Here is a 24,493-nt window from a genome sequence, read left to right on the forward strand (position 1 = left end):
ATGCTGTTGTTCTACGTTATTTGATGATGATCTGATCTAAAACCAGGCTGCCGCTTTGGATGGTAAGCGGCCCCACTGTTGAGAAATCTGTTGGCCCGCGACTATCACTAAAAGAGTCATCATACCCACCCTTAAAGGTAAGCAGATCAGTGGATATTGACCTGTTAAAGGCAGTTGCAGGTGCTTCATATGATTTCTGGCCACGTATCTTCTTGTCGGGAGCTGCGTAGGTAAAAGCATCGAAAAGAGAGTTGTAATAAGTTGTTGTGTCTTCAATCTTAAACGGCTGCAAACCAAAGGTTGCGGTAACCCCCAGTGTATCACTGGTGAGTGTAAAGCTGCAGACACTGGTGCTTGAACCACAGTTGGACCAGGTGATAAATGATGAGCCTGATGCCGGCACAGCGGTGAGTTGAATACTTAAACCAGCAGGTAGACCACTATAGCTGCAACTGGTTTCACTGCATGTTGGAACAGGTAATCCGTTCGCCTGAATCTGGATTGTACCGGAACCTGAACCGCTGCGTTGCACTCCTAAGGTGTATGTTGTACCGGGGGAAGCGAACAGGTTAGTTTCAAATACTGAGTCAGCCGCTAAAACAGCCAGCGTATAGGGTGCGGAACTGAACGTATAGCCTGATTTGACAGGCGCAAGCGAGATGTTCGTGTTGGGGGGAACGTTCACTATTCTGAGCTGACCGCTAGTGTCGGTTGCCGTACCGCTCCAATCACCTGCGGCAACATTACGATATTGTACCGTGTAACCGGCGGTTGCTACTGCTGTTGCCCCACTAAGTGCAGAACCGGTACTGCTATCAATAAGCCTCGCAAAAATAACCCCTTTTCCAGACTGCAAAGAGGTAATGCTGCCTACAGGAACAAGGAAGTAGTTATAGTTGTTATAGTTGATGTTCGAAGATGAGTTGAAACGTTGCGAATAAACAGGCAAATAGCCGCCTGATGGATAGGTCATTAATAATCTGAATTGCGTGCTGATTGGTAGGTTGGTTAGAGTAAAGCTGCCATCGCTGCCTGATTGAGTGCTGTTGCCGGTGGAAGCATTGTTGCTGTTAGGGTCAACCTGTGTGATGGTAACACCGGGCAGGGGCGTGCCATTGGTCCCTGCAATAACGGTCTTGCTGGTAAAAGAAACGCTGGTAGGTACAGGTGAACCGAATATACCAGCCTCAAGCACTGAGTCAGCCGGTACGCTGAAGGTTTGCTGGCTGAAGGTGTAGCCTGTTTTACTTGGTGTGATGGTAACAGGGGTGTTGGGGCTTACGTTAAAGATCATGGCAAGGCCGTTACTATATTGAGGCGTGTATCCTGGAACCGTGACTGTTACATCAGTTAGGGAAGAGCCGGTTGTACTATCCATAAACCCAGCAATAATAACCCCCTTGCCACTGGTCTGACTAAAATACGTACTAAGCTGAGATTGGGTAAAAAGGTTATATGGTGATCCACTCAGATCCAGGCTGGTAGAAGAATTAAAGTACTGTGTGTAAACAGGCAGGTAGCCACTTAGGGTTGTTTTGAGCCTGAAGGTTGTACTGGCTGGTAGGTTACTCAGCGTAAAAGAACCGTCGCTCCCTGATGTTGTGTACTTAGATGCATCGCCATCCAGTTCAATACGTACACCGGAGAGATTGCCACTAAATGGCGAAACGGTCTTTCCGGTAAAGCTGATGGTGCTGGCGCTGCCACTCATGGTAAATGAGGTCTGATAAGCAGCCTGGTTGCCGTAGCGGTCAGAAACAGTAAGTGTCCAGTAATAAGGCACGCCAGCAGTAAGTGTTGTCCTGCTGGCCCCTCCATCAGCATTATACAGTATGGAGGTTTGCGTTGAAGGCAGGTCATCGGTATTCCAGTAGGCATCGGCGCCGCTTAGCCAGAGATAATAGTGGTAAGGTGACGGAGGGCTTGCAGGCGCTGACCAACTGAAGGTCGGTATGCCGTTGGTATAAGGGATCGTACCGGTTGGTGAAAGATTGCCGGCAAAGCTGGTGAGAAAGGTACCAACAGTAACAGGAAATGTGTCACTGGTGGAGTCTGAGTACTGAACCGTATAGGTGTACTGATTACCGGTTTCCGGAATGACGCCGCTCAAGCCTGGCCAGATGCGAAATTCCCCTTCATCATCAATGCCTACGGGTGTGTTGTCTTGAAGACCCCCGCCGCTGACATAGACGTTAACCGGTTGCCTGGCCTGGCCTTCTACGGTAAAGCCCAGATTTTTGTTGGTGGTAGAGCCGTCAGAGGTCCAGTTGTTGGTGCGTATAGTGGCATAGGCATTACGCTGGGTAATAGTTGGCGAAATGCCAGCAGTGTTACTGGCACCGACAACAACCTCCTCTGATGCGTAAATACCCGGTCGATAGTCAAGGTCTCCCGGGCCGTGAATGCCGTCCCCATTAACATCAAGGAAGGCAAAGAAGGTGTAGGTGCCGGCCGGCACGTTGCTGATGCTGTAACTGTTAGCACCGGAAGTGGATGGGGTTGGAATGATGGTTGAGTAGAAGACAGGATATTGACCTGGTACCTCCTGTTTAAGCAGGACAACCAGCGGTTTTGATGTGCCTACGCCGGAAAGGGTGACCGCGCCGGATACCGTGACACCGCCGGTACGGGTAGTCACCGGCACCCATCCTGTGGAAGCAGGAGTTGCCCCCACATATGCCGTTACCTTGTAGTAGAGATTTGTGCCGCCGCCGTTGTGAAAAAACAGATAGGAGTTCGGGCCGGATGGAACTTCCCGTGTGCTGGCGCCGCTGTCGCTTTCACTGGTATTCCATGAAACAACGTATTTATCCGCAATCGGCAGGCTACTGTCAGTTTCGTAGGGTTTCCAGAGTACTGTATTGCCACCATTGCCTTGGTACGCAATGATCTCGTTGGCCTGGGGGGCAACCGCCGGGGTTGGCGTTGCCAGTGTAAGGTTGGCTGTGCTGCTGCCAATGGTGACCGGACTTCCTAGGGTTACGGTCGGGTCATTGGCATGCTGAGCCCCGTTGCCCTGTGTATCAACAAAGGCAGAAAGGGTATAGGTGGCTGGAGAGTAGCCGCCATTAAAAGAATCCGGCAATCCGCTGATGGTGTAGGAACCGGCAGCAGGAATGCTTATGCCGTATGACCAGTCACCGCCCCAGTCTGTTGGTGTTGCCTTAATGTAGATCCGGCCGGTTTTGCCGGTGAGGTTGCTTACCGTACCGCTGATGGATGCTGCCTGACAGAGACTTGTCAGGCCCATTAGTATGATGAGCATTAACGATAACAGTAGATTGGCCAGAGTACGCATAGAAAGGGCCCCCTTGAAATTGTATACAGTGCGCAAATTTATAGTCGTCCATGGTGTTTGTCAAGGTGCCAATAATCTATTCTCAGGCAGGGTTGTCAGGTTTTCGTCCCCTTCCGTCTTTAAGAAAATCAGGTGACTATTGAGATCACGTAGTAACCCACATTACAGCAACTATCGATATAAAACGCCCCATCTGGGAAATCCCAAAGGGGGCGTCGGTTCTTTCGTCGCAGGTTGTAGGCTATTTAACGATGATACGGTCCAGGACCAGAGTGCCTTTTTTGATAGTTAGCGGCGCTTTGATCGGGGTCAATGCCGATGCCGATCTGATAAGGTTGATGATATCGGTATAGCCACCCAGAAGCTTTGCCGTTAGGCCATTTTTGTCATAGGTGGGGCCGACGGAGTCAAACGGCCCGTCGTCATCGGTGTAGATTATATTGTCGTATCCCTCAAGTGCCTGTACGAAGTTAAATGCACCGCTGTCTGTACTGTTTCCCAGGATGCTGAAATAGTGGTTGTTAACCCTGAATGGCAGTAGTGAGAAGGTGGCAGTGATTGATTTGTCATTATCAATATCGACATAACAGGTATTGTCAGAGGTGCTGGAGCAAACAGCGGCATCGGTCCAACCACCAAAGCTGGATCCGGTCGTTGCCAGCGGTACCAGTGTCACCTGTGTGCCAAAGGCTGCCGGCACGAGGCAGGGGAAAATCGTGCATGAGACCGTGGCAGAGGGTATCTGAGTGTATGCGGTAACGTTGCCAGCACCGGAGCCTGTCTTGCTTACCGTCAGGGTGTGCTTGATTGCATAGGCAGCAACGCTTGTAGCGGTACCGGCCGTGGTGGTAACGCTGATCGTCCCGCTGATTACCCCGGCCGGTACGGTGGCCGTAATCTGGGTGGGGCTGTTGACGGTATAGACCGGGGCATTCACCGTAGCGATACTGACCGACTGCACATTTATGAAGTTGGTGCCGGTGATGACGATCTGGTCGCCAACACTACCGTAATTGGGGGTGAATGAGCTGATGGTCGGTGGTAGTGTCGTCGTAAAGGGCGATCCGCTGGTCACGCTGCCACCGGAGGTGGTGACGGTGATGGTGCCGGTGGTGGCCCCGGTGGGGACCGTGACAGTGATCTGGCTTGCACTGACAAAGGTGATCGCCGTGCTGACCACGCCGTTGAAGGAGACTGTGGTGGCGCCGTTGACAAAGTTGGTGCCGTTGATGGTCACCGTCGTACTGCCAGGGGTTCCGCTGGCAGGGTTGAACGAACTGATGGTCGGTGTTGATGGCAGCGGTGTCAGGGGCGGCCTGAAGAACCCGTTGACCCCTTCTACCTGGGTGATGCCGCCCTCGCCCATGACGACACCCGTGTTGATCAGGGCCAGGTATTTGCCGTTGACAAAGCCTGCACCACCCATTTGGTTGCCGCTGTTTTGATAGATTGTCACCTTGGTGCCGCTGAGTGCACCGGTGTCTTTTGCCACAAACTGGCCAAAGACGTCCCAATTATCCGGGTTGGTCATGTCCATCCAGGTGACCAGGTAGTTGGTGCCATCGAAGGAGACGCTGGAGGCGATCTGGGCGCCGGTTTCGCTGGTAATGGTGATCGGGGTGGGTCCAACCAGTGTCCCACTGGTGTTGACCCGCTGACCCAGCACATCCCAGGTTCCTGTACCCATACCACCAACCTCATCACTCCAGACCACCATATAGTTGGTGCCGTCAAAGACCACCGATTTTGGGTTGTCGCTGGGGGCGGCACTGGCGTTTACCACCACCTCCGTCCCCATCAGCCCACCGGCCGGGCTTACCAGACGACCGTGAATCTCATTGCCGGATTCACCATCCTGCCAGACCACAAAGAAGTTGGTGCCGTCAAAGGCCACATCGCTGGCCTTGCCATAGCCGGTGCTGATGCGACCAGGCAGGGTGTTTACGCTGCCGTCAGGGTTGACGATTCGGCCAGCAATTGCACGGTTGGTCGCGGTATCGCCCAGCGCCGGGTTGAGCAGATAGGTGTAGGTGACCAGAAACTTGCCGCCACCGAAGGCCATGGTCTTGTTGCCGTCAAACAGGGCGCCAAGCAGGTCAGGATTGGTAGGCGAAGAGATATTGAAGGGGCTGCCTACCGTGGCGCCGGCCCGGTTGATCCGCTGGCCGTAAATCCTGTAACCATACTGTCCTGTCACCGTACCACCCTCATTATCCTCCCAGATCAGCAGGTGGTTGTCACCGTCAAAGGCTGTTGCCGTAGCAATACCGGTACGGCCGGTGCTAATCAACCCGCCCACCTTGGTGCCGGTGCCGCTGAGCAGCTGCGCGCCGATGCTGGTGGGGCTGGTCAGGTGATTTTCAATCCCCACCAGGTAGTTGGTGCCGTCAAAGGAGAAGCCCATGGCTGCGCCAGAGGTGGCGATCGGGAAGGTGATCGGCGCGGTCAGGCCTGATTGCCCTATGGCATCGGCCTTGCCCTGGAATATGCGCTTGTTGAAGGTCAGGCCGGCGCTTGGTTTGCTAGCGGTGACCGTGACCCAGTCGCTATCTTCGACGTTCTTGACGCAGAAAATGCTGGTACTTACGGGGGTGGTGCTATTTGCCTGATCACAGTTGGTGCCGTAGGTAACCGTGTAAGGCGCGTTATTGCGGCTGCTGAAGGCGGTGACCGTGGCGCCGTTGATTTCAACGCCGTTGTCACCCCGGGTCTTGGCCCGGATGATCCCCTTTCCAGCGGTATTGCCCCAGGTGCTCAGATACGAAGTGGCGAACATGGTGTAAGGGAAGCTGCTCTGCGTATCAGTCGTGTTATGCATGTAGGCGGTATACAGCGGGATCAGGCCGCTGTTGGTTACCTTGAGGCGATACAGCTTGCCGGTGGGGACGCCGACCAGCTGGAATCTGCCATCAGCCGCTGTGGGGGTGGTGGCGATCGGATCAGTGGCGTCCAGCGCAACGGTTGCACCACTCAGCGGGAGATTGCTGGAGTCCACCACACTGCCGCTGTAGGTAAAGGTGGGGGTGAACTCGCCATGGGAACCTACCGAAGGTTTTCCGGCTACATTGATGATGACTGGGCCGGTGGGCGACGGCGTGGTGGTGCAGTTGGGCAGCTGGAAGGTCAGGCTGGTCCCATCCGGGGCAGCTGCAGTGGGGGTGATCGGGTACTGGGTGTTGTTGAGGTAGATGCTGTTGTTGGCTGGGGTGCTGCTGAATCCGGTGCCGTAGATGGTGAGCGGTGTGGCGTTACCGCAGGGCAACGTGAAGTCACTCATACCGCCGGGTTTATTAATAGTCGGTCCACCATCCTGGGGGGTAAAGGAGGTCCAGCTGGTGGAGCGGTTGCCGCGGCTGTCGATCATCTCGATACCCCAGTTGTAGGTGGTGCCTGTCGACAGGGTACCGCCGGTGAACTCCACCGAGTTCCGGTCCGGGGGCAGTATGGTTTCAAACAGGTAGTCGCCGCTGGTGTTGGCCTGTTGTAGCATCACATGATAGACGTAGGGCGAGTTTGGCCTGCCAGCCAGGGTATTCCAGGAGAACCAGGGATCCAGCGTGCTACTTGGCACAGCGGTCAGTCCTGCCGGGTAGGTCTGGTTGGCGCCGACCGTGATGACGTCGGAAACTGATTTGGTGAGCGTCGTATCCTGTGTGCCGTCGGTGTAGGTCACCGTGATGGCGTACGTGTTACCGACGCTAGGGACGGTGGCAATCGGGTGGGATGACCAGAACTCGCCCCAAGAATTGATCGTCAGGTCGGTAACGGTCATCTGGGGGCCGGAGGTGATGGTCAGGTGGGCCGGTCGCTTCTCTTGTGGGGCAAAAATGAAATCGAGGCGGTAGCTCGTGCCCCCCCCGCTGATGAGGGTTTGAGTGGACAGGCTGGACTCTATGGCACGGGAGACGGTCATGTTGTAGCTACCCAGATTGACCGGCGCACCGGCTACGGCCAATAAGGGTTGTCGCCAATCCAGCTCGGAATAGGTCACATCGCCGGTGCTGAAGGTTTTGTCATCCACCTTGTCCAGCAGCAGGAACAGCTGGTAGTTGCCGTCGGGCACGCCGCTGATGGTAACAGTCTGGATTTGGGTTGGCGTGGCAATATAGGTGCCGGCCACCGGCGCATGGTTGCTGTTCATCAGCAGTGCCAGCAGTCGGCCAGAGGGGGCGGCGTCAAAGTTGACGGTTGCGGTGACGGTCTGCTCACCTGCTGCGGGGCCGATGGTGATTTTCGGTGTTGATGCAGAGAGCAGGGGAGAGCCGGTCGCACCGGCCAGCACCGCTTCAACGGCAAAGTAGTACTGGCCACCGTTGGTTAACGGGATAAAGGCATGGCCGTCGTTATGGGACGCGATGTTTTCAAGTTTACCGGTGTAGTTGGACGAACTGGGACTACCGGTCGTGTTCCAGTAGATGTTGTAGCTGTTGGCAATCTCAAAGTTATAGCCGTTTTGGGGAGGATCCCAGGTGACCAGCACGCCGTTATTGATCGGGTGGGCTACCACGTTGTTGATTGTTGTAAGGGTCTGTGCCCCCTGGCTCCCAATCGGGAAGTCCTTGCCGGTTACCGTGGAGTCGCTTGCAGGGACGTTTACCGGGGTTAACTGGCCGACCGGTGAGCCACTGTAGGGGAAACCGGTGCCGCGGGTATCCAGAAAGGCCCGCACCGTATAGTCGCCCGTTACGTTGACACCCCGCACGGTGTAGGCCACCGTTGCTCCGGCTGCCAGCCCTGAAACGGTATAGCTGGTGCCATAGCCGGTGGCACCGAACATTGTGTGCTCCAGCATCACGTAGAGCCGCCCAGTGATCGGTGCGCCGGTGCCATTGATAATACTGCCGGAGATGGACGCGGCCTGGCAGATGCTGAACATGCCAAATAGTAGTACTGCGGCTAAAGATAGCATAATCCTGATAAGGCTACGCATGGTAAGGTCCTCCTCACAAAGAAGGTATCTAATTGGTATACGTATCACTGAATCGGGCACTGTCAAGCTGTGGCACCCTGGCTGACAAGTTCAAGCTACTTTGTCTTACTTGATCACAATCCGGTCCAGCACCAGTCTGCCGGAGACGATGGTGAACGGACCGGTCAGGTAGGTGTAGCCGCCGGGAGTTGCCTCCCTGAAGTCACTGTAGCCCCCAAGCAGTTTTACGGATTGACCGGTGTTGAAGGTAACTCCGTTGTCTGGCAGTGGAATTGTCCCCAAGCTGACAGCCTTTATGGTGGGTTGTGCATTGGTGGCGAAAAAGAGCGCCCGCCAGACCGGGTTCGGTTCGTCATTTCGGTACACGGTTTCGCTTTCTACGTTTTGCAGTAGTGCCAGCAGAGCCAGGTTGGCATCCACCATCTTGCTGCCGTTCATCAACACGGCAAAGCCGGTGGGGTTGGTGCTGGTGGTGCTGGTGCCCCTGAGTGACCATTGCACAAAGCTGGAGTAGGCATCCGGTGTGGCGGAGAGGGTGACGGTGCTGTCGTAGGGGGCAAAGGTGTCTTCACACCACTTTGCGTCATAGGAAGCAGGACAGGAGAAGGTGGCGCCGCCGCTGCCGGTGATGGTGCCGCGGCCTTCACCGGGGAAGGTGACCTCCAGCCCTACCAGCACGGTGAAATCGGTGGCGCTGGTGGCGGTGCCACCTGCGGTGGTGACGGTAATCTTTCCGCTGATGGCGCCGGCAGGTACTTTGGTTGTTATAGAAGTATTGTTAACGGTTCTTTCATTTTGGAGAATCCCATTGAAATAGACCTTGGTGGTGTTGTCCGGGTTGAAGTTAGCGCCGTAAATGTTAACAACCGCGCCTTCCGCTGCGCTGGCGGGGCTAAACGAGGTGATGGTGGGTGGTTGAGGTCCACCGTAAATCTCGCCATAGGTCAGCGATTCGGTCGCTCCAATGGCGATCATGGTTGAAAATGCCCAGACAGCCTTGTCGGCGTAGATGGTCAGCCGGTCGCCGTGGTTGACGTTGGGGATCAGCACCATGCCGTTGCCCTCAGTGGTGGTGCCGACCGTGCCGGTGTAGTTGCTGGGGAGAACCGCATAACGGGGGGTGTAGACCGTGCCGCTGCTGCTGGTAACGGTGACCACGGCCCCGGCCAATGGGATCTCACTGGCGTTTTTAACCTTAAGCAGCACCGCTGCCTTACCGGGGATCATGCCGCTGGCCAGGCTGTTCAGCTGGGTGTAGGTCAGCAGCGGGTAGGGCGAAGGCGCGGTAAATGTGGTGGTTCGGGTAAGCTGCTCGGTATAGGTGGGCTGGTAGCCGGTCTTGCTGATCCGCAGACTGAAGACGCTATTGTTTGGCAAACGCTCTACGCTGAAATAGCCAAGATCCTTTGTTGCGTCTCTGGTGCTGTCGTTAATCAACGGATTGCCAACCATGGCCACCAGTGCGTCGGCAAGTTTGGTGCCTGCTGCGTCCTGCACATACCCTTTTGTTTCTACTACGGCTCCGTTACCCAGCGGGGCGCCGTAGTAAAGGCCCCAGGTGAAGGAGCCGCTGGCTGTGGTGACGACGGGGTAGAGGTAACTGTTGGTTTCGTTAAACGGTGTCGGTACCGTGACAGTGATCCCAGTGGCGCTGGAAGCTGTAACCGGCAGTTCAGTACTGCCAATGGTGACACTGGTGGGGCTGTCCAGGTTGAAGCCGCTGATGTTCAGGATTGTGCCGGCTGCCACTGAGGCCGGCCATATCCCGGTGATCACCGGCGCGGTCGGGTGGGCGGCGAAGATGGCCTGATAGTTGATGGTGTCGCCGGTGCTGGTCTGTGCCTCAGGATTCCACAGGTAGAAGCTGTTGGCGCTGGTCAGCGACCAGCCGTCAGCGTGCAACGGATCGGAGTAGCTGCCGATGCTTAATCCTTGTACCTCCAGCAGCGGGCTGCGGGTCAAGAGCGGATAGGCCTGTAGGTTGTAGAGCCAGCTTGCGCCGCCAGGCGCTTGGGGCGGCATCCAGTTGAAGGTCGGTTCACCAACGGCGGGGTAGGCTACCCCAAACAGTGGCGTTGTGGGTTTGGGCGGGCTTTGCAGCGGCGCGCGGGTAGCGGTAACGGTGAGGTCGTTGTAGCCGGAAGCATAGAAGACCCGCACCGTATAGCTGTCACCCGTGTCCACTGCCAGCAGATTACCCAGATCCAGCCTGTAGGCGCCGTTCTCGTACCACAGCCCCAGATCGGCCGGCACATCCATGCGGGAACCGGCAATGACCTGGGCGTTGATCGGCGCCAGCAGGTTGGGATGGATGCTCAGAATGTAGCCGTAGTTTTCACCGGAGGAGGTGGCGCCGGGCTCGCCGTACAGGCTGTGGGTGGTGGCCACGCTGAGGGCGGCGTTGCCGGTGCGTAAGGGTAGGGTACCGGCGTCAGGCGAGTTGTTGTTGACCGTCACGGTCACCACGCTCTCGTCGGCCATCCGCAGGTCGCCGGCATCGTCGATGCCGTTGGGTGCGCTGATATAGTCATCGCCGGATGGAATCCTATTGATATCCATGAAGGCATAGATGCGGTAGCTGGCGTAGTCGGCCACATCTTTGATAGTAAAAGCCTGTGCGTTGGCGGTCGGGTTGGTGATGGCCGTAATGTGGGGAGGGAGATTGGGGTCAAGCGGTATGGCGGCCACGTAGAGCGTGCCCAACGGTTCCTGGCTGGTATCTTCATCATAACCACTGTAGCTGACTGTGCCGGTGATGCTGCGTATGTAGCTCTGGTTCTGGGCCTGCACCCAGTCGGATGCTTGCGTGCTGCCGCTTAACTGGGCGGTGATCCGGTACCAGTACGTGCTGGTAGTAGTGTGTAGCCAACGGCCCCCGTCGCTGGCCGGAATGGTTTTGCTGCCCGTGATGGTTCCACCACCATCTGTGCTCCACTCGATCAGATAGCTGGTGGGCACGACCAGGCCGGTGGTCAGTGAGGTCTGAACGTTCCACCGGAGCAGGGTCAGGTTGTTGTCGGTGACGGGGCGCAGTGCCGGATTTGTGGTCACGAAGGTGGGGCGCTCAAGACTGACCAGGCTGGGGTCGCTGATGGCAAGGGTGGTGCCGCCGGGGTAGCTGGCTGTACCGTTGGCGGCAATATCTACCCGTAGGCCGCTGCTGCTACTGGTGTAACTGGCCGATACCGGGTCGTTGGCATGACGGATGCCGGTTCCGCTGACATCCCGGAAGGCCCGCAGGTAGTAAGTACCGGGCTGCAGCCCCCGCAGGGTGAAGCTGCCTGGTGCGGCGATGCTGACACCCAGGTTCTGCAGGTTGGGGCGGTTGCTGCCGCTGCCGCCCTGGGCCTGGATGTAGATCCGGCCGGGCTGGCTTCCGCTGTAACTGACCGAAGCGGTGGCGGCGTAAGGGTAGATCGGAGGGGCATCAGCCAAGGCACGACTGTTGGCTAGCTGCAGACAGAAGGTAACAAAAATTGCCAGGACGACGGTACACCGTGTGAGATGACGTGACATGGCCGCCTCCTCTTGCCTGAAGTGGCACCGGTAGGCTAGGGGTGTGATATTCTATTGGTTGTTACTAACGATTAATGGAATCATATCGCTGTAAGGAGGTTTGTCAAGTGGTAGGGGGGAGGTGTGGTGCAATGGCCCTTGGTGTGGGAATGTACGCCATTTTGAGGCGTTGGTGTCACTTGGACAACCAACGCCTCATGTCGTTTAGGCAGGGATGGCTGATTATTTTATGATCAGATTTTCCACCGTCAGGCTGCCGTTCGCAACGGTCAGTATGCCCTGCAGGTCGCTGTATAAACCGGTTGTGCCATGGAAATCTGGATACCATCCGCCGGATAAGGTAACCGCTTTATTTATGTTCAAGATAAGGTCACTAGCAAACGTATCCTGTGCCAACATAATAACATCACCACTGTTTGCAGCCTCATAACCGTCACTGATTGTTTCATAGCTTGCGCCGTTATAAATTTTTACCTTGTGGGGTGCATTAAACGTTGCGGTGACAGACTTGCGCTCGTCCATGATAAGGTTACAGGTTGTGCCGGATGGTGTTGTACAGCCGTTCCATCCGCCGAAGGTTGATGAACCTGACGGTGTAGCGATAAGGGTTACCAGTGTCCCCAGATTATAGTTGGTGGCACATCCGCCGCTTGTTGAACAGTTGATTGAATAAGGGTTCATGAGGACAGTACCGCTTCCCGCTCCTTGGATAAACACATCAAGTGTCTGCTCCATAAAGATCTGGTCCACCCAGCCGGCGTCAGATCCGCTGCTCATAGAACCATCTTTTGAATAGATCCAACTCAGGGTATGGGTACCTGTGGGGATAGTGATGCCTGAAACTGGAGTCCAGTCTACGGTGCCGCTAATGCCGCTGCCCTGGGCTACTCCATCAATATAGAATTTTAAATAATCGAATCCGCTTTCTGAAGAAGCTTTCCACCAGAAACTCAGCGTTCCTGGTCCGTGTACGGTAAATTGCATTGAAGATGTTTGGTTGTCGTTGATATCGCCACTTTGTGCAGCGCTGCTGCCATCATGGGAGGTTGATGATTCGGGGAACCAGTTGGCATTACCCGAAGTTGTTACGGTTATGCCGGGGATATTCAGTGCCTCACCAAGGGTCGTTGTTACAAATGTTGCCGTCACAGCCGTGTCATCTGCCAGACTTACGGTGCAGGTTCCGGTGCCGGAACAATTACCGCCGGACCAGCCGGTGAAGATGGAGCCGGCATCACCGGCAGCAGTCAGGGTTACGTTTTCATTTTGCAGGAAGTTTGCCGAGCAGGTGCTGCCGCAAGAGATCCCTGCTGGCGAGGAACTGACCGTGCCACTGCCGGTGCCGCTTTTGGAAACAGTCAGGGTCTTGGTAACAGGAGGAGTAAAGGAAAAACTGCCGGTCATGGTGGCGGCCTGGGCTGAAATGCCGGTCAGGCTGAAGTTGGTGGCAGCGCTACTGTAGTAGTTAGAGTTTGGTGTGGTGCTTGGCCCCCAACTGGCATTGTTGCCGGAATAATAAAATGTAGTGCTGCAGCCGCGGCTTAATGTAGTCAGCATATTACAGCTTGCGGTACTGGCCTGTACCGGCACAACCCCCTGGTGGCCGCCACCTGCAACGTTGTTTGCCGTGTAACTGTTAATGTCATTGCTGCCAGCTGTGCCGGATGTAATGTCAATATGGGTGATAAGCAGTCCTCCCAGCCACCCTGAGCCTAGATAACCACGAAGCCCAAGATCCCAGCCGGTTGGTTGACGGTTTTCCACCAGAAAATATTCAGAGCTGCTGATGAGTGGTGATACAAATTTATAGACCGCGCTCTGCGAGGAAAGGGGGTGGGCTAATGACAGTGCCCCGGACGTTGTTGGGGTGATTGGTGTTGCCCAGCCAAGATATTCCCGTGTCCAGGCGTCTAACGCTGTCGGTGTTACACCACCATACTCTCCGATATCTGCTCCCCAACTGCCACCTGCCATAAGAGAAAAATGGCCCATGCCACCGTTGGTGTCTGATGTATCATACAGGTCTGGTAGTCCGCACAGAGCGTGGCCCAGTTCGTGAGCAATAACTCCCATCGGATGCTGAACATCTGCATTGTTAAGCTCGCCGTTAATAGCCCAGCGGGTGACGTATTTGCCGCTGGCAAGAACACTGTAGCCCCCCCAAGCATGTGCCCAGATTTTTGGTGTTTTGTCGCTGCCAGAGTCTTCATATCCTGCGTAAATAAAATAAATGGAAAGTTCTGATTGCTCAAGGGTGCCGTTATTATTGGTATCGAATGAGGGGAAATTTACGTAGCTGGCAGCTTGTGCCAAGGCATGGTTGAGGACAGTAGTCTCTGAAGTATAATCGAAACTTTTACCTGAGTTAGGATGGTTGTCGGCAATGGTGACACTGACAACACCAGGCGTTGCGGATTGAGTATGAGCTGCCGGTAGAACGTTGAGAGTGCTGAATGAGTTGTCTTTAAAATATTTTGCTACTGATTTAGCGCCAGCGGCTGTATCAAAAATTTTAGCGCTCCAACTTGCCGGAGTTGTTGTTGTCATGGTGCGGTCTGCAAAGTTAACCAAAACAATCAGGAGGTTTCGATTTCCTGAAACCGGGACTGGAACCCAGTCGCCTGCTCCGGTGGAAACTCCTGTGCTGGGTGTTGCAGATGTTTGATTGAGACGTTGCTGGTAGGTATTTCTGATGTGCTCTGAGAGCAGCTTCTCCGCTTCAGTGTTTCTTTGTGGTTTTAAATGTTTGGGTAGATCAGTAGGAGCTTTTTGTTGTGGTGATACCTTTTGTCCTGAGAGGCCAAGTGACCCATCAGAATTTTTTACTGCATATTCCCATTCTTTTGTTTTTAGATTTTTTAGAACAGTGTGGCCTGTTTCGGTTTCAGTCCAGTTCTGGAACTCATCTCCGTGTTTACGGATTTTGAAACTGCTACCATCCGGTTGCGTTACCTCAATCAGGTCCGGTGATGCCGGTCCGGCATGCAGTTGCGTAGCGAAAAGACTGATACAGATGAAGAAAATGAGAATTCTGTTAAGCATTAACGTACTCCTCTATGTTGGATTCTATTTAATTATCAGATTTTCCACTGTCAGGCTGCCGCTGCTGACCTGGAACGGCCCTGTTACACTGGTGTATCCTGTTGGAGATATGTCAGACAATGTGGAAAAGCCGCCTTTGACGATAACGCTCGATGTCAAAGTATTAAAGTTTACACCTGCAGGGTCAAGCATCTGTATTGCAAGTGCCCGTATGGTTTGACCTGGGTCAGCAGCGTCTAATGCTGATTGCAGAGTGCCATAATAGTTGCCTGATTCCATATTCTTAAGATACTGCAAGAGCGTGAAGGTCGCATTGGCTGTTTTATCTGCTGTCATCGTTAGAGAACAGTTGTCGCCACTTTGAGAGTCACAGCCGGACCATCCGGCAAACGTAGAGCCGAGTGATGTGCTGCTTCTTTGCAGGGTAACAGCTGTTCCAGACGCCAAGCTTGCTGAACAGGGCGGGGCAGAACAGTTAAGGGCCGGGTTTGGACCACTGGTGGAGATGATAGAACCACTACCGGTACCGGGAAACAGCACCGTTAGAGTTTTGTTGGAAGCGACACCCACTATGCTGATGTCATCAATGTGGATGTCATTGCCATACCCGCTGATACCTTTAAAAATAAGGTGGTTTGTCGTGCCGGTAAAGGTGCCGGGAATAGCAAAAGAGTAGCTATACCAGCCAGCGTTGGCAACAGTGGGTGACAGGCTTGTTAATCGATTGACAGTGCCAAGCAACGTTGCGCCACTTAAATTGGCCGCTGTATTAACATAAACTTCTACACGGTCGTCGTTTGTTACTCCTTCATCTGTATATTCCGTTGAATCTCGGTACATCCAGAAAGAAGCGGTGTTGCTGGAACTGTCTGCCAGAGAAAAAGCAGGTGAGGCAAGCGCTGCGGCATAGCCCGAAGCGACTGTAAAGGAGTTGAAGTAAACCAGTTTTGAAGGGCTGTGGGCTGCAATACCTGAAGGATGAACGGTTCCGGTATTTGTCGCCCATGCTCCACTGGTTGTTACGATGCTGGAAGCCCAGCCTGTTGGCAGTGCTGGGGATGTCACACCATCAAAATTTTCAGAAAATAGAGTAGTAGCAAGCGCAAATGTTGCCGTTACAGCCGTGTCATTTGACAGAGTTACGGTACAGGTCCCGGTGCCGCTGCATCCGCCGCCGGACCAGCCGGTAAAGATGGAGCCGGAGTCTGCTGTTGCTGTTAATACGACAGTTTGTGGAGTGCCAAAGGTATACGAACATGTTCCACCACAAGAAATGCCAGCAGGTGAAGAGATAACTGTCCCGTTTCCGGTTTTGGAAACAGTCAGCAGAGCACTGCCGGTAAAAGGCACGGCGAGGTTTACAATGCTGACAGACTGCAACGCCATATCGGTATAACTACCGCCCCACGGCATGGTGTGAGTATTATAGTCCCACGTGTCATGAATGTAGATGGTTGCGGGATTTGTGCTTTCGTCATAGCCGACGCCAACTATCGAGTGCCCGGCAAGGTTAAGTAAAACCGGATGCCCTGCGTCAATTTCAGATTTAAATTGGGAGAAGGAAAATCCGCCAGTGACCGCGTTGTCTGTTTTTTTGTTGTAGCAGTCAGTAACCGTATAACCTCGGGCCTCATAAAAGAGTTTTCTGCCCAGTGTGCCGTCATCATATCCACCACTTGCCATTGCACTGCAGGTTAGCTGAGTTGCATCACTATAGTTATAAAATTTGGTCGAGCCGTCAGTATTTCCATATGCTGACTGGCTTGTTTTCATGTAATCGCCGATTGCTGTGCCCCAGGTATGTTGGGTCCAACTTCCGGTTATGTAAGGGTCACTGGTACTGCTATCATATTCCACCCAATAATCGTCTATAGAACCTTTACTGCTTCTGCCATCAACACCATCTTTGGAGGCAATAAGTGGATTGTTGGGGTACAGGTCTACTCCATCAGACCAGGTTGGCCATGAGGCATTCGTTAACGGCATGACACCGCTCTCGGTGGGACCGGTATAGATATTGGGGTAACCGTTACGATCATAATATCCTGCAATCATGGCTCCGGAAACCGCAGAACAGCCAAAGACCCAACTATAGGTCGGTACGGTCAGGCTACTACTGGCCGATGCTGTTTCGGCGGTCGGGAGAGATACCGACTGGCGTTGTACCTCAAATCCGACCGGCGGCTTTGGTGGACCATTGATAGTGGCCTGCTCAAGCACTGTTCCACTGGATAAAGTGACAGCCTTAACAGTGTAGTGTTTGCCAGACTGTACTGTTTTTGTTCTTACAATGGTTTCAAGCGCATATGCGGGGGCTGTAACCGTTGTTGCAGCAAAAACAAGTGATGAAATGATGCCAGCAGCTAGCCGTAACATGATGTTTCTTGAGCTGGATTGAGAAATCATCAGACTTCCTTTCTTATATATAGATTCTAATTGTCAACGTTGTCCGGTTGGTTTTTTTGTATTAGCCTTCCCTCCCATAAGGGGGGAGATATTTGAGTCTTTTTTGGATTTAAAGGAATTATCTGACCAATCAGCACTGGGTAGAGTGTGTTTAAGCAGATTATCAGATTTTAATTGGCCGTCAAGCGACCAAGACCATCAACGTATGTTTCAAAACATTACGGCGCTGTCACCATAACCGTCCGGCTGGTTGCGCCGCCGGGATTTACCACCTGTATGCGCAGCTCTTTTGGGGCGGGAGAGTAGGGGTGGCGTTCGTAGATCATTCTGGTGCAGTCTTGATATAGTAAACGTTCCGGTTGCGGGCCGTTGCCTGAGTCAACTCTGACACCATTAACCATAGCCGTGCTGGTCTGCAGGAAGTTATCTCCTTCAATGATCAGCTCGTAGCTGTTGACATGGTCGTTGCCGATGGTGATTGAGGTTATGTCTGGGGTGTTAATAATGGAAAGCCCCAGCGGTGTGCTGGTCATGTCGCCGTTCTTGACCGCTACCTGATGCAATCCATCGCGTACTGTTGGAGCAGTAAATTTGATGGTATCCGGGGGGGAAACGCTACTGCGGATAATGGCGCCATCAAACAATAATTGCGATGAGGCGTTGAAGTTGCGGCCGTGTATGGTTACTTCGCGGGCTGAACCGCTGGTGCAGGAAGTGACCCGGTCTGGATCAATGTTGATAGCCACCGGTTTAAGCGGTAGGACGGTAAAGACATAGGTGCGGCTAACACCATCCTGTGCGGTTACCATGAGTGAGTATTGGCCGGGTGCAGCTTCAGGGGGGATGTCAAACGCGATTCGGCGATTATTCAGTGCCCGCCAGGTTAGAGGATCTCCACCCAGAGTTAGTTTCAGCCCGTCATGTATGCTGCTGACTGCAAGAACCACCTGGGCACCAGGCTCTGCCTGTGCCGGAACGATGCTGAATACAACCGGGGCGGATGCTTGCTTGTTCTGGGTGGGCAGGGGGGCGGCCTGTGCAGCTACCCCGGACAGGATAAAGCAGATCAAAAGTTGCAGATGATATACTATCTGTCTTGACATAACGAGTGCTCCTTCTGCCTTCAGCCTTCCGCCTCCAGCCTTCTGCCTTCCGCCTTCATCCTTGCTTTTCACCATTCCTTATACGGAACTCCGTTACTTCCCACCAATTCTGAACCGCTTTGCACATCATAGACATTGCCCTTGGGCAGCGGGATCGCACCTGCCGGCTGGGGATTGCTGCCACTGCTTTCCGGTGGTTTTTCTGCAGGTGGCGGTAGTGTCACCCAGGTGTCGTTCTTTTTGGTAAAGGGGTCTGTGGGAATGCCACGCAGGTATTTACGTTCTGACAGGTCTTCCAGTTTGTCGGGGTATTTGCCTTGGTCTGCGTAATATTGGTCAATGGCCGAACGGATGCCGTAGAGATTTTCCTGCAAAACCGCTTCACGGGCACGGATTAAGGCCCATTGGTAATTGGGGACGGCAATGGCCACCAGAATGCCAACAATGGTCATGACGATCATCAGCTCAATCAGGGTAAACCCGTTTCTGCTCTTAATGGCGTTATTCCGATTCCAGTTCAAGGATGATAGCAAGGTGGCGAGGAATTTGGCGACGTAGGCGTACACGTAGTACGTCGAGGAGCCAATGACGAGCCAACGAAGATTGCGCCTTGAAATGGAATCGGAATTACCAGTCTTTATAGTTGCTGCCGTCAATGGCTACCTCATCGCTCAGTGAATAGACATCAAACACGTCTTCTTTGCCCCAACTGGTTGCGTCGGGTTGATCTACGTAGGATCGCATTCCCCATTGCGGCGGTTGTCCCGGTTTTGCAGGATTCATCGGATCAGGTGGAATGCGCCGTAGAAATTTACGCTTTGCTCCATACAGGCCGCCAAAATCCTCGCCCTCAACCAACAGTTCCAATGTCTTCGGGTATCCTGATGCCTGCAGTGTGACAATGATTTTTTTCTGCTCAACTGCCTTGTCATAGGCCTTCTTGTAGTCATCTATGGCCAGCCGGATAGTTCGCAGGTTACGACGCAGTTCAATTTCTTTAGTGCGTTTTGCTGTCATACGGCCAAACGGCAGTATTGCAGATGCCAGTAATGCCAACAAGGTAACGGCTATAATCAGCTCAACCAGGGTAACCCCTTTGGTGGTCAAACGGTTCATCACGGATCCGTTATTACAGCAGATTCCGGTGGCGGTGTTGTCTCTGATGCCGGGTCAGACTCTACCACGGGTGGCGGTTGAGGTGGCTCAGGCACTGGCGGTATCGGCAATGGAACCGGTACGGGAGTAACTGCCACTGGTTGTGGTGGCAGCGGTTTTGGCACTGCCTGGGGCGGAGCAGGAACGTTTTGCTGCTGCAGGACAGGGGGAGCCATTTTAAAGACACCGTTGGGCTTTCTGATTGGTGGAGGTTGCTGCCCTTGATTGGGCGATGCTGATTTCGTTGCATCTACTGGCGATGGTACCGGCGCTGCAAGTTGCTGCGGGGGCGCGGGTGCAGCTTTTACTGGCGGTGCGGGCAGCGGTGCCAGTCTGTTTGACGGTTGTGGCGGTTGCGGTTTAATTGCCGGGACAGGCGGAGCCATCACTGGTGGAACTGCAGGTGCTGCGTATTCAGGCTCCTGCTCAAAGGAGGCATAGGGTGGTGTAACCGATGGGTCATCTTCCTTGCCGGAGATAAAGGAGGTTACCTTGCGGGATTGGACCGTCACCCCCCTGACCAGACGCGGGGTAATGGCCAAAATCAGCTCGGTCTTGTCATTGTCGGTCTTGGTGTTTGACAGCAGTGGTCCGATAAGCGGGATGTCCCCCAAGATAAAGATCTTCTGCTTGCTGTCGCTCTTGGTGTTGGCAATCAGGCCGCCAATTACGCTGGTCTCGCCATCTTTCAGGCTTAAGACGGTATCCAGGTTACGGGTACCGATGGTGACCACCGTGGTGGCACTGTCTTTGCCCCCTACGGTCTCGCGGGAGATAATGGAACTGACCTCAAGCCCCAGTTTGATGGAGACCTCGTTGTTCAGTTGAATGGTCGGTTCTGCATTGACCTTGACCCCCACATCCACGTACTGCACATTGACCTGCGAGGTAGTCCCCGTGGTGGCCATGGTGGTGGTGGTGATCGGTACCCTGGTGCCCACATTAAACTTGGCCTTTTCCTTATTTTTAACCCGTAACTTGGGATTGGATAACACCTCGCCGTTGGCCAGGGTCTTGCCAAAGTTGTACTGGGCATTAGGCACAGTGACATAGCCGCCAAATGGCCCCATTCTGAAGGCCCGCACCAGGTTGTCAATACCGGCGTTAGTAGTTGTCGTGATGGTGTCTGAAGTTGTTGAGGTTGTTGTTGTGTCCTTCAAAGTGGTAGCCAACAGTTTACCGCCTTTAAACGCCCCCAGTTGAACATTGTAATCGCTTAACAGCAGCCCGAAGTTCAGAGCGTTTTTGTCGCTGATCTCGATTACCTCGACATCCAGCACCACCTCTGCCTCTGGCTGGTCATTGGCCTCCAGGATCTTCTCAATCACATCATTGACATCACGGGTATCCCGTACCACCAGTGCGTTGGCATCCTCATTGATGTAGAGCTTGCGTACCTGCAGCATGGTCCTGATCAGGTTGGCCGCCTTCTTTGCCTCCAGGTAGTTCAGGTGGAAGGTGCGTAGCTGCATATCCTGGTATTGCTTGGTCTTCTCTGCACTCTGAGGATAGATCAAGATGGTGCTTTCGTTCAGTACCTTGTGCCCCAGTTTGTACATGCCGGTCAGCAGGTCGGTTGCCTGCTGGAAGGTGGCATTTTCAAGGGTAATGGTGACGCTCTGGTCTTTTACATCCGGGTCAAAGATAAAGTTGATACCGGAAAGTTGGGAAACCACCGAAAAGATATCCTTCAGGCGTGTCTCGCGGAAACGCAGGGTGATCGGTTGCTTTGATTTTAGTTGCAGTTCAAACCCGTCAAGCTTTGATTTGCGCAGCCCGGCTATCCGCAATGCTGCAGTGGTATACTCTTTGTTTTCCGGGGCCAGATCCAGGGCTCGTCCATAGGCCGTGGCTGCTTCCCGTAGCTTGTTGCCTTTTTCCAGTGCCTGTCCCTCCTGATAAGCGGCAGCTGCATCCCGTAACCGAATGGCGTTGGCACCCTTCTGGACAAGGCGGGGCTGGCTTCCATCAAGGCCGGCAGCGGTTTGGTAGGCGGTTACGGCACCGGCATAATTGCCTGCCTTCACCAGAGCATCCCCCTCTTGCTCACGCCCCCTGGCCGCAGCCATGCGGGTGTTTAGGAATTTAACCCGGTATTCTGATTCATTCGGGGCATGTTTGACCGCCTCTGCGTAGCGGAACATCGCCTCTTCCAGCTTACCCTGTTCTTCCAGGTCTTTGCCCTGATTGTAGTTCTTTCGGGCGGCAGAACAGCCGGAAAGTGCTACAAGGGTGATGAATACAATGCCTATATACAGTGGTCTGGTCATATCATCTCCACAAATAAAAACTTCATCTTCCTGCCTTTCGCTTTCAGCTTTCAGCCTTCAGCCTCTAGCCTTGCTCTTTGCCTTTACCGCATTGCCAACGACATCTCATCCCCGTCATCAGCACGCAGCACCAATCTGTCATCGGTGATGGCCGTCACTTTGTAGCCGCTGATCAGGCTGTCACCCAGGCGAATCAGTTTGATCTGGCCTCCCCTGGATAGAAATGCCACCTGTTTGCCCTGTTTTTTCAGCATCCCCAGCGATTTATACTGTGCCAGTTCTGTACGGGCCAGTTCCTGAGGCGTTGGTGGTGGAGGTGGCGGGGGAGGTGGCGGCGGTTTGATGGCGGCCGCTTTTTTTGCGGCAATCCTGGCTTCAATTACCTGCAGCGGTATGAAAAGATCCCGCTTGATCCGCACTTCAGCCTGTTCCGGCTCTGGCAGTGCCAGAGGCAGGTAGGGTGTTGGTATCGCCGTTGTTGTTACGGCGGGCTTTGCTGCCGGTGCCGGGCGAGAAACTGCTGTTTTAGCGGCTGTTGGCCGGGGTGAGGCAGCCTTTTGCCGGGGAGTGCGAAACCAGGCATAGGCCAGTGAAAGGATAAAAAATGTCAGGAGTATGGCCAGCAGCTGTTTTTGGCGGTTCATGGCTGCTTCTCCTGCAGGTATATGGTGAGTTGAAGATCCAGTACGACTTTTTCAAGGGCAGCGTCAGGGGTGCTGAAAGAGGCGCTATCAAGGGTGGATATACCGTCAAGCCGTTCCAGATCGCCTATCAGACGTTTCAGTCCTGGGTAGCTGCCACTGGCTGAGCAGGTCATGGTGTAGGCCAACAGGCCGTTAAGGTCAGTCTTTCTGACTTTGTAACTCATACCACCTGATGTGGCGCCGCGCAGCGCCATGAAATCCATAATTTCACTAATCACACGGGGGAATTCATGCCGGTACGGAATGGTTGCGTAGAGTTGTTGCAACTGTTCTTTGTCGCGCTGGTAGTTGTCAGCCCGCTGGGCTTCTGCACGGGGAGCGGTCATGCGCCGTTTACTGTTCCAGTCTGATTGCAGCTGCGCCAATTGGCTGCTTTGGCGGAAGGTGGCATACCAGAGCGAACAGCATACAAGCAGAGCCAGCAGCAGTGCTGTTACTAGTATGCGATTTTCACGCAGTATCTGTAGTGCCAGTGCTTTTCTCATGGGCCGTTCCATCCCATGGAGATTGCAAACTTGATGCCGCCAGGTGCTCCCGGCATACCTTTTTGCTGGCTGTCTTCGGTTGAAAGCAAGGTGGGAGTCTTAATGCCGCTGGTGCTGCCCAGCCGTTCCAGCAGATCCGTGAGCAGTGCCAGACTGCGTACACGTCCTTCAAGTTTAACGGTTTTGTCTTTTGGGTCAGGAGTTATCGCTGTATAGGCAACACCGCTGGGGGTGGCCTGTTCCAGCAGATCCAAAAGTACCCGTTGGGAATTACGGCGTTGGGCCAAAATGCTGTTAAGGGAGCTTAGTTGCTGGCTGTGCAGGTTGAATTCTTTTTCAGCTACTCCTGATGGAGGTGCAGCAAGTCGTTTGTCAAGAACGTTGATCTCTGCTGAAAGTTTTTTTGAATCATTCTGATACGCGATCAGCTGCCTGATACCAAGGGTACAAAGGAGAAGCAGCAGGGCGAGTATGCACAACAGTACGGCCTTGAATCGGCTGCGGTTGTAATAGCGGCGGGTGGCGAGATTAATGGTCGTTTGCATCAGGCAGCCCCGACGGCAGCACCAATGGCGGCACTGGCTTGAAACAGCTGGTGTGGGGGGATGCTTAGCTCTGCCCCGAAATCAACCAGTGATTCCAAGGCGACCATGGTCGGTGGGGTGCCGCGTGTCTCGGTTAACAATGCGGTAAGTGATCCGTTATGGGGGGCTGCAAAGGCATGGTAGCTTCCGGGCAGGATGCCGCCATAGGTATGCCGGGCGGCTGACAGAGATGCTGCCAGTTCACGGCGCAGCAGCCCGGTTTGCTCTGATCCGGTCGGCACTGTTTTGACCCGGTAGAAAAGTGGCTTGGCATCAGACAGTGCAACGGTGCCAAGGGCATTGTCATACATGGTGATAATCTGACCGGTTTCTATCGCCAGACGGTCAAGCAGCCGTAACAGGTGTAGCGTATGGAACCCGATCCGTACCGGTTGCAGTCCTGCTTCCAGCGTCAGTTCTTCGTACTGTTGGATAATGGTACGCTGGGCCAGGGCAACCAGCAGATCGGTACTGCCGTCCTGCTTGCGCTCCACTAGCTGGAAATCAAGCTGAAGCAGTTCTGGAACCAGCCCTAACCGCTTTGCCAGTTTCCAGCGGATTATCTCAATTGCTTCGTCATGGGTTTTCCATGGTTCGTTCAGGCTTAGCAACATCATAAGCCCTGCGCTGTCGGGCAACGAAAGCGCAATCTGGCGAATGGAGAGGTGGAGGCTGCCCCATGCTTCACGAAGCGAGTTGACAAAGGCGGAAGGTTGAAGTACCTGGGCTTCTTTCAGGCTGGGGTTGATTGTTCCGGCAGGGAGTGTTGTGCGGTTTGTCCGTTGCAGGGTGATTTTGTTGCCTGGCGAGCAGCAGAGCATAACAGCCGCAATCCCGCCATGGCTGATTTCAATACCAATTGCTTTTCGCTGCAAGAGACCCATAAGTGTTCCAGATAGTCTTAAAATAGTTGTGTACGGGCAGATCAGGTCTTTCGTGTAAGCATTTAAAGTACCATTCAAGCCTGTCGGTGTCAATCTGACGACGTTGTATAATCACG

13 protein-coding genes are annotated in these 24,493 nt (G+C 53.9%); all 13 read right to left on the reverse strand.

Annotation, left to right across the window (positions count from 1 at the left end):
- Positions 1 to 16: 16 nt before the first annotated feature.
- On the reverse strand, positions 17 to 3,298 hold the full coding sequence (locus tag B5D39_RS09355) for an InlB B-repeat-containing protein (protein ID WP_078790200.1): 3,282 nt from the start codon (positions 3,296 to 3,298) through the stop codon (positions 17 to 19).
- A 241-nt stretch (positions 3,299 to 3,539) separates the two neighbouring features.
- Positions 3,540 to 8,228 (reverse strand): IPT/TIG domain-containing protein, encoded by a 4,689-nt coding sequence (locus tag B5D39_RS09360; RefSeq protein ID WP_078790201.1) that lies wholly within the window; start codon positions 8,226 to 8,228, stop codon positions 3,540 to 3,542.
- Between the two features lie 105 nt (positions 8,229 to 8,333).
- On the reverse strand, positions 8,334 to 11,744 hold the full coding sequence (locus tag B5D39_RS09365; protein WP_078790202.1) for an IPT/TIG domain-containing protein: 3,411 nt from the start codon (positions 11,742 to 11,744) through the stop codon (positions 8,334 to 8,336).
- Positions 11,745 to 11,966: 222 nt separating this feature from the next.
- Positions 11,967 to 14,786, reverse strand: a complete 2,820-nt coding sequence (locus B5D39_RS09370) for a M6 family metalloprotease domain-containing protein (protein WP_078790203.1) — start codon at positions 14,784 to 14,786, stop codon at positions 11,967 to 11,969.
- A gap of 24 nt (positions 14,787 to 14,810) precedes the next feature.
- Positions 14,811 to 17,192 (reverse strand): InlB B-repeat-containing protein, encoded by a 2,382-nt coding sequence (locus B5D39_RS09375; RefSeq protein WP_078790204.1) that lies wholly within the window; start codon positions 17,190 to 17,192, stop codon positions 14,811 to 14,813.
- A 218-nt stretch (positions 17,193 to 17,410) separates the two neighbouring features.
- Positions 17,411 to 18,295, reverse strand: coding sequence for an IPT/TIG domain-containing protein (locus B5D39_RS09380; protein WP_161947467.1), 885 nt, complete (start codon positions 18,293 to 18,295; stop codon positions 17,411 to 17,413).
- A 68-nt stretch (positions 18,296 to 18,363) separates the two neighbouring features.
- Complete coding sequence (locus tag B5D39_RS09385) at positions 18,364 to 18,816, reverse strand: type IV pilin protein (protein WP_078790206.1); 453 nt, start codon at positions 18,814 to 18,816, stop codon at positions 18,364 to 18,366.
- Between the two features lie 106 nt (positions 18,817 to 18,922).
- The gene (locus tag B5D39_RS09390) at positions 18,923 to 19,411 is read right to left on the reverse strand and encodes a type II secretion system protein (protein ID WP_078790207.1); all 489 of its coding nucleotides are present in this window, start codon (positions 19,409 to 19,411) and stop codon (positions 18,923 to 18,925) included.
- Entirely contained in the window at positions 19,411 to 21,720 is a 2,310-nt protein-coding gene (locus B5D39_RS09395) for a secretin N-terminal domain-containing protein (RefSeq protein WP_078790208.1), read from the reverse strand. Before B5D39_RS09395 ends, B5D39_RS09390 begins: the two co-directional genes overlap by 1 nt.
- Positions 21,721 to 21,803: 83 nt before the next feature.
- Complete coding sequence (locus B5D39_RS09400; protein ID WP_078790209.1) at positions 21,804 to 22,364, reverse strand: hypothetical protein; 561 nt, start codon at positions 22,362 to 22,364, stop codon at positions 21,804 to 21,806.
- Positions 22,361 to 22,909, reverse strand: coding sequence for a hypothetical protein (locus B5D39_RS09405; protein ID WP_078790210.1), 549 nt, complete (start codon positions 22,907 to 22,909; stop codon positions 22,361 to 22,363). Before B5D39_RS09405 ends, B5D39_RS09400 begins: the two co-directional genes overlap by 4 nt.
- The gene (locus B5D39_RS09410; RefSeq protein WP_078790211.1) at positions 22,906 to 23,454 is read right to left on the reverse strand and encodes a PilN domain-containing protein; all 549 of its coding nucleotides are present in this window, start codon (positions 23,452 to 23,454) and stop codon (positions 22,906 to 22,908) included. The genes B5D39_RS09405 and B5D39_RS09410 overlap by 4 nt, the downstream gene beginning before the upstream one ends.
- The gene (locus B5D39_RS09415; RefSeq protein ID WP_078790212.1) at positions 23,454 to 24,377 is read right to left on the reverse strand and encodes a type IV pilus biogenesis protein PilM; all 924 of its coding nucleotides are present in this window, start codon (positions 24,375 to 24,377) and stop codon (positions 23,454 to 23,456) included. Before B5D39_RS09415 ends, B5D39_RS09410 begins: the two co-directional genes overlap by 1 nt.
- Positions 24,378 to 24,493 lie beyond the last annotated feature (116 nt).

This window comes from Trichlorobacter thiogenes (assembly GCF_900167465.1).
In the GTDB taxonomy this organism is placed as follows: domain Bacteria; phylum Desulfobacterota; class Desulfuromonadia; order Geobacterales; family Pseudopelobacteraceae; genus Trichlorobacter; species Trichlorobacter thiogenes.

Excerpts from the sequence above, each read along its gene's own strand:
- B5D39_RS09355 (WP_078790200.1), bottom strand. The coding sequence starts at position 3,298 with ATGCGTACTCTGGCCAATCTACTGTTATCGTTAATGCTCATCATACTA.
- B5D39_RS09360 (WP_078790201.1), bottom strand. The coding sequence starts at position 8,228 with ATGCGTAGCCTTATCAGGATTATGCTATCTTTAGCCGCAGTACTACTA.
- B5D39_RS09365 (WP_078790202.1), bottom strand. The coding sequence starts at position 11,744 with ATGTCACGTCATCTCACACGGTGTACCGTCGTCCTGGCAATTTTTGTT.
- B5D39_RS09370 (WP_078790203.1), bottom strand. The coding sequence starts at position 14,786 with ATGCTTAACAGAATTCTCATTTTCTTCATCTGTATCAGTCTTTTCGCT.
- B5D39_RS09375 (WP_078790204.1), bottom strand. The coding sequence starts at position 17,192 with ATGATTTCTCAATCCAGCTCAAGAAACATCATGTTACGGCTAGCTGCT.
- B5D39_RS09380 (WP_161947467.1), bottom strand. The coding sequence starts at position 18,295 with ATGTCAAGACAGATAGTATATCATCTGCAACTTTTGATCTGCTTTATC.
- B5D39_RS09390 (WP_078790207.1), bottom strand. The coding sequence starts at position 19,411 with ATGAACCGTTTGACCACCAAAGGGGTTACCCTGGTTGAGCTGATTATA.
- B5D39_RS09395 (WP_078790208.1), bottom strand. The coding sequence starts at position 21,720 with ATGACCAGACCACTGTATATAGGCATTGTATTCATCACCCTTGTAGCA.
- B5D39_RS09400 (WP_078790209.1), bottom strand. The coding sequence starts at position 22,364 with ATGAACCGCCAAAAACAGCTGCTGGCCATACTCCTGACATTTTTTATC.
- B5D39_RS09405 (WP_078790210.1), bottom strand. The coding sequence starts at position 22,909 with ATGAGAAAAGCACTGGCACTACAGATACTGCGTGAAAATCGCATACTA.
- B5D39_RS09410 (WP_078790211.1), bottom strand. The coding sequence starts at position 23,454 with ATGCAAACGACCATTAATCTCGCCACCCGCCGCTATTACAACCGCAGC.
- B5D39_RS09415 (WP_078790212.1), bottom strand. The coding sequence starts at position 24,377 with ATGGGTCTCTTGCAGCGAAAAGCAATTGGTATTGAAATCAGCCATGGC.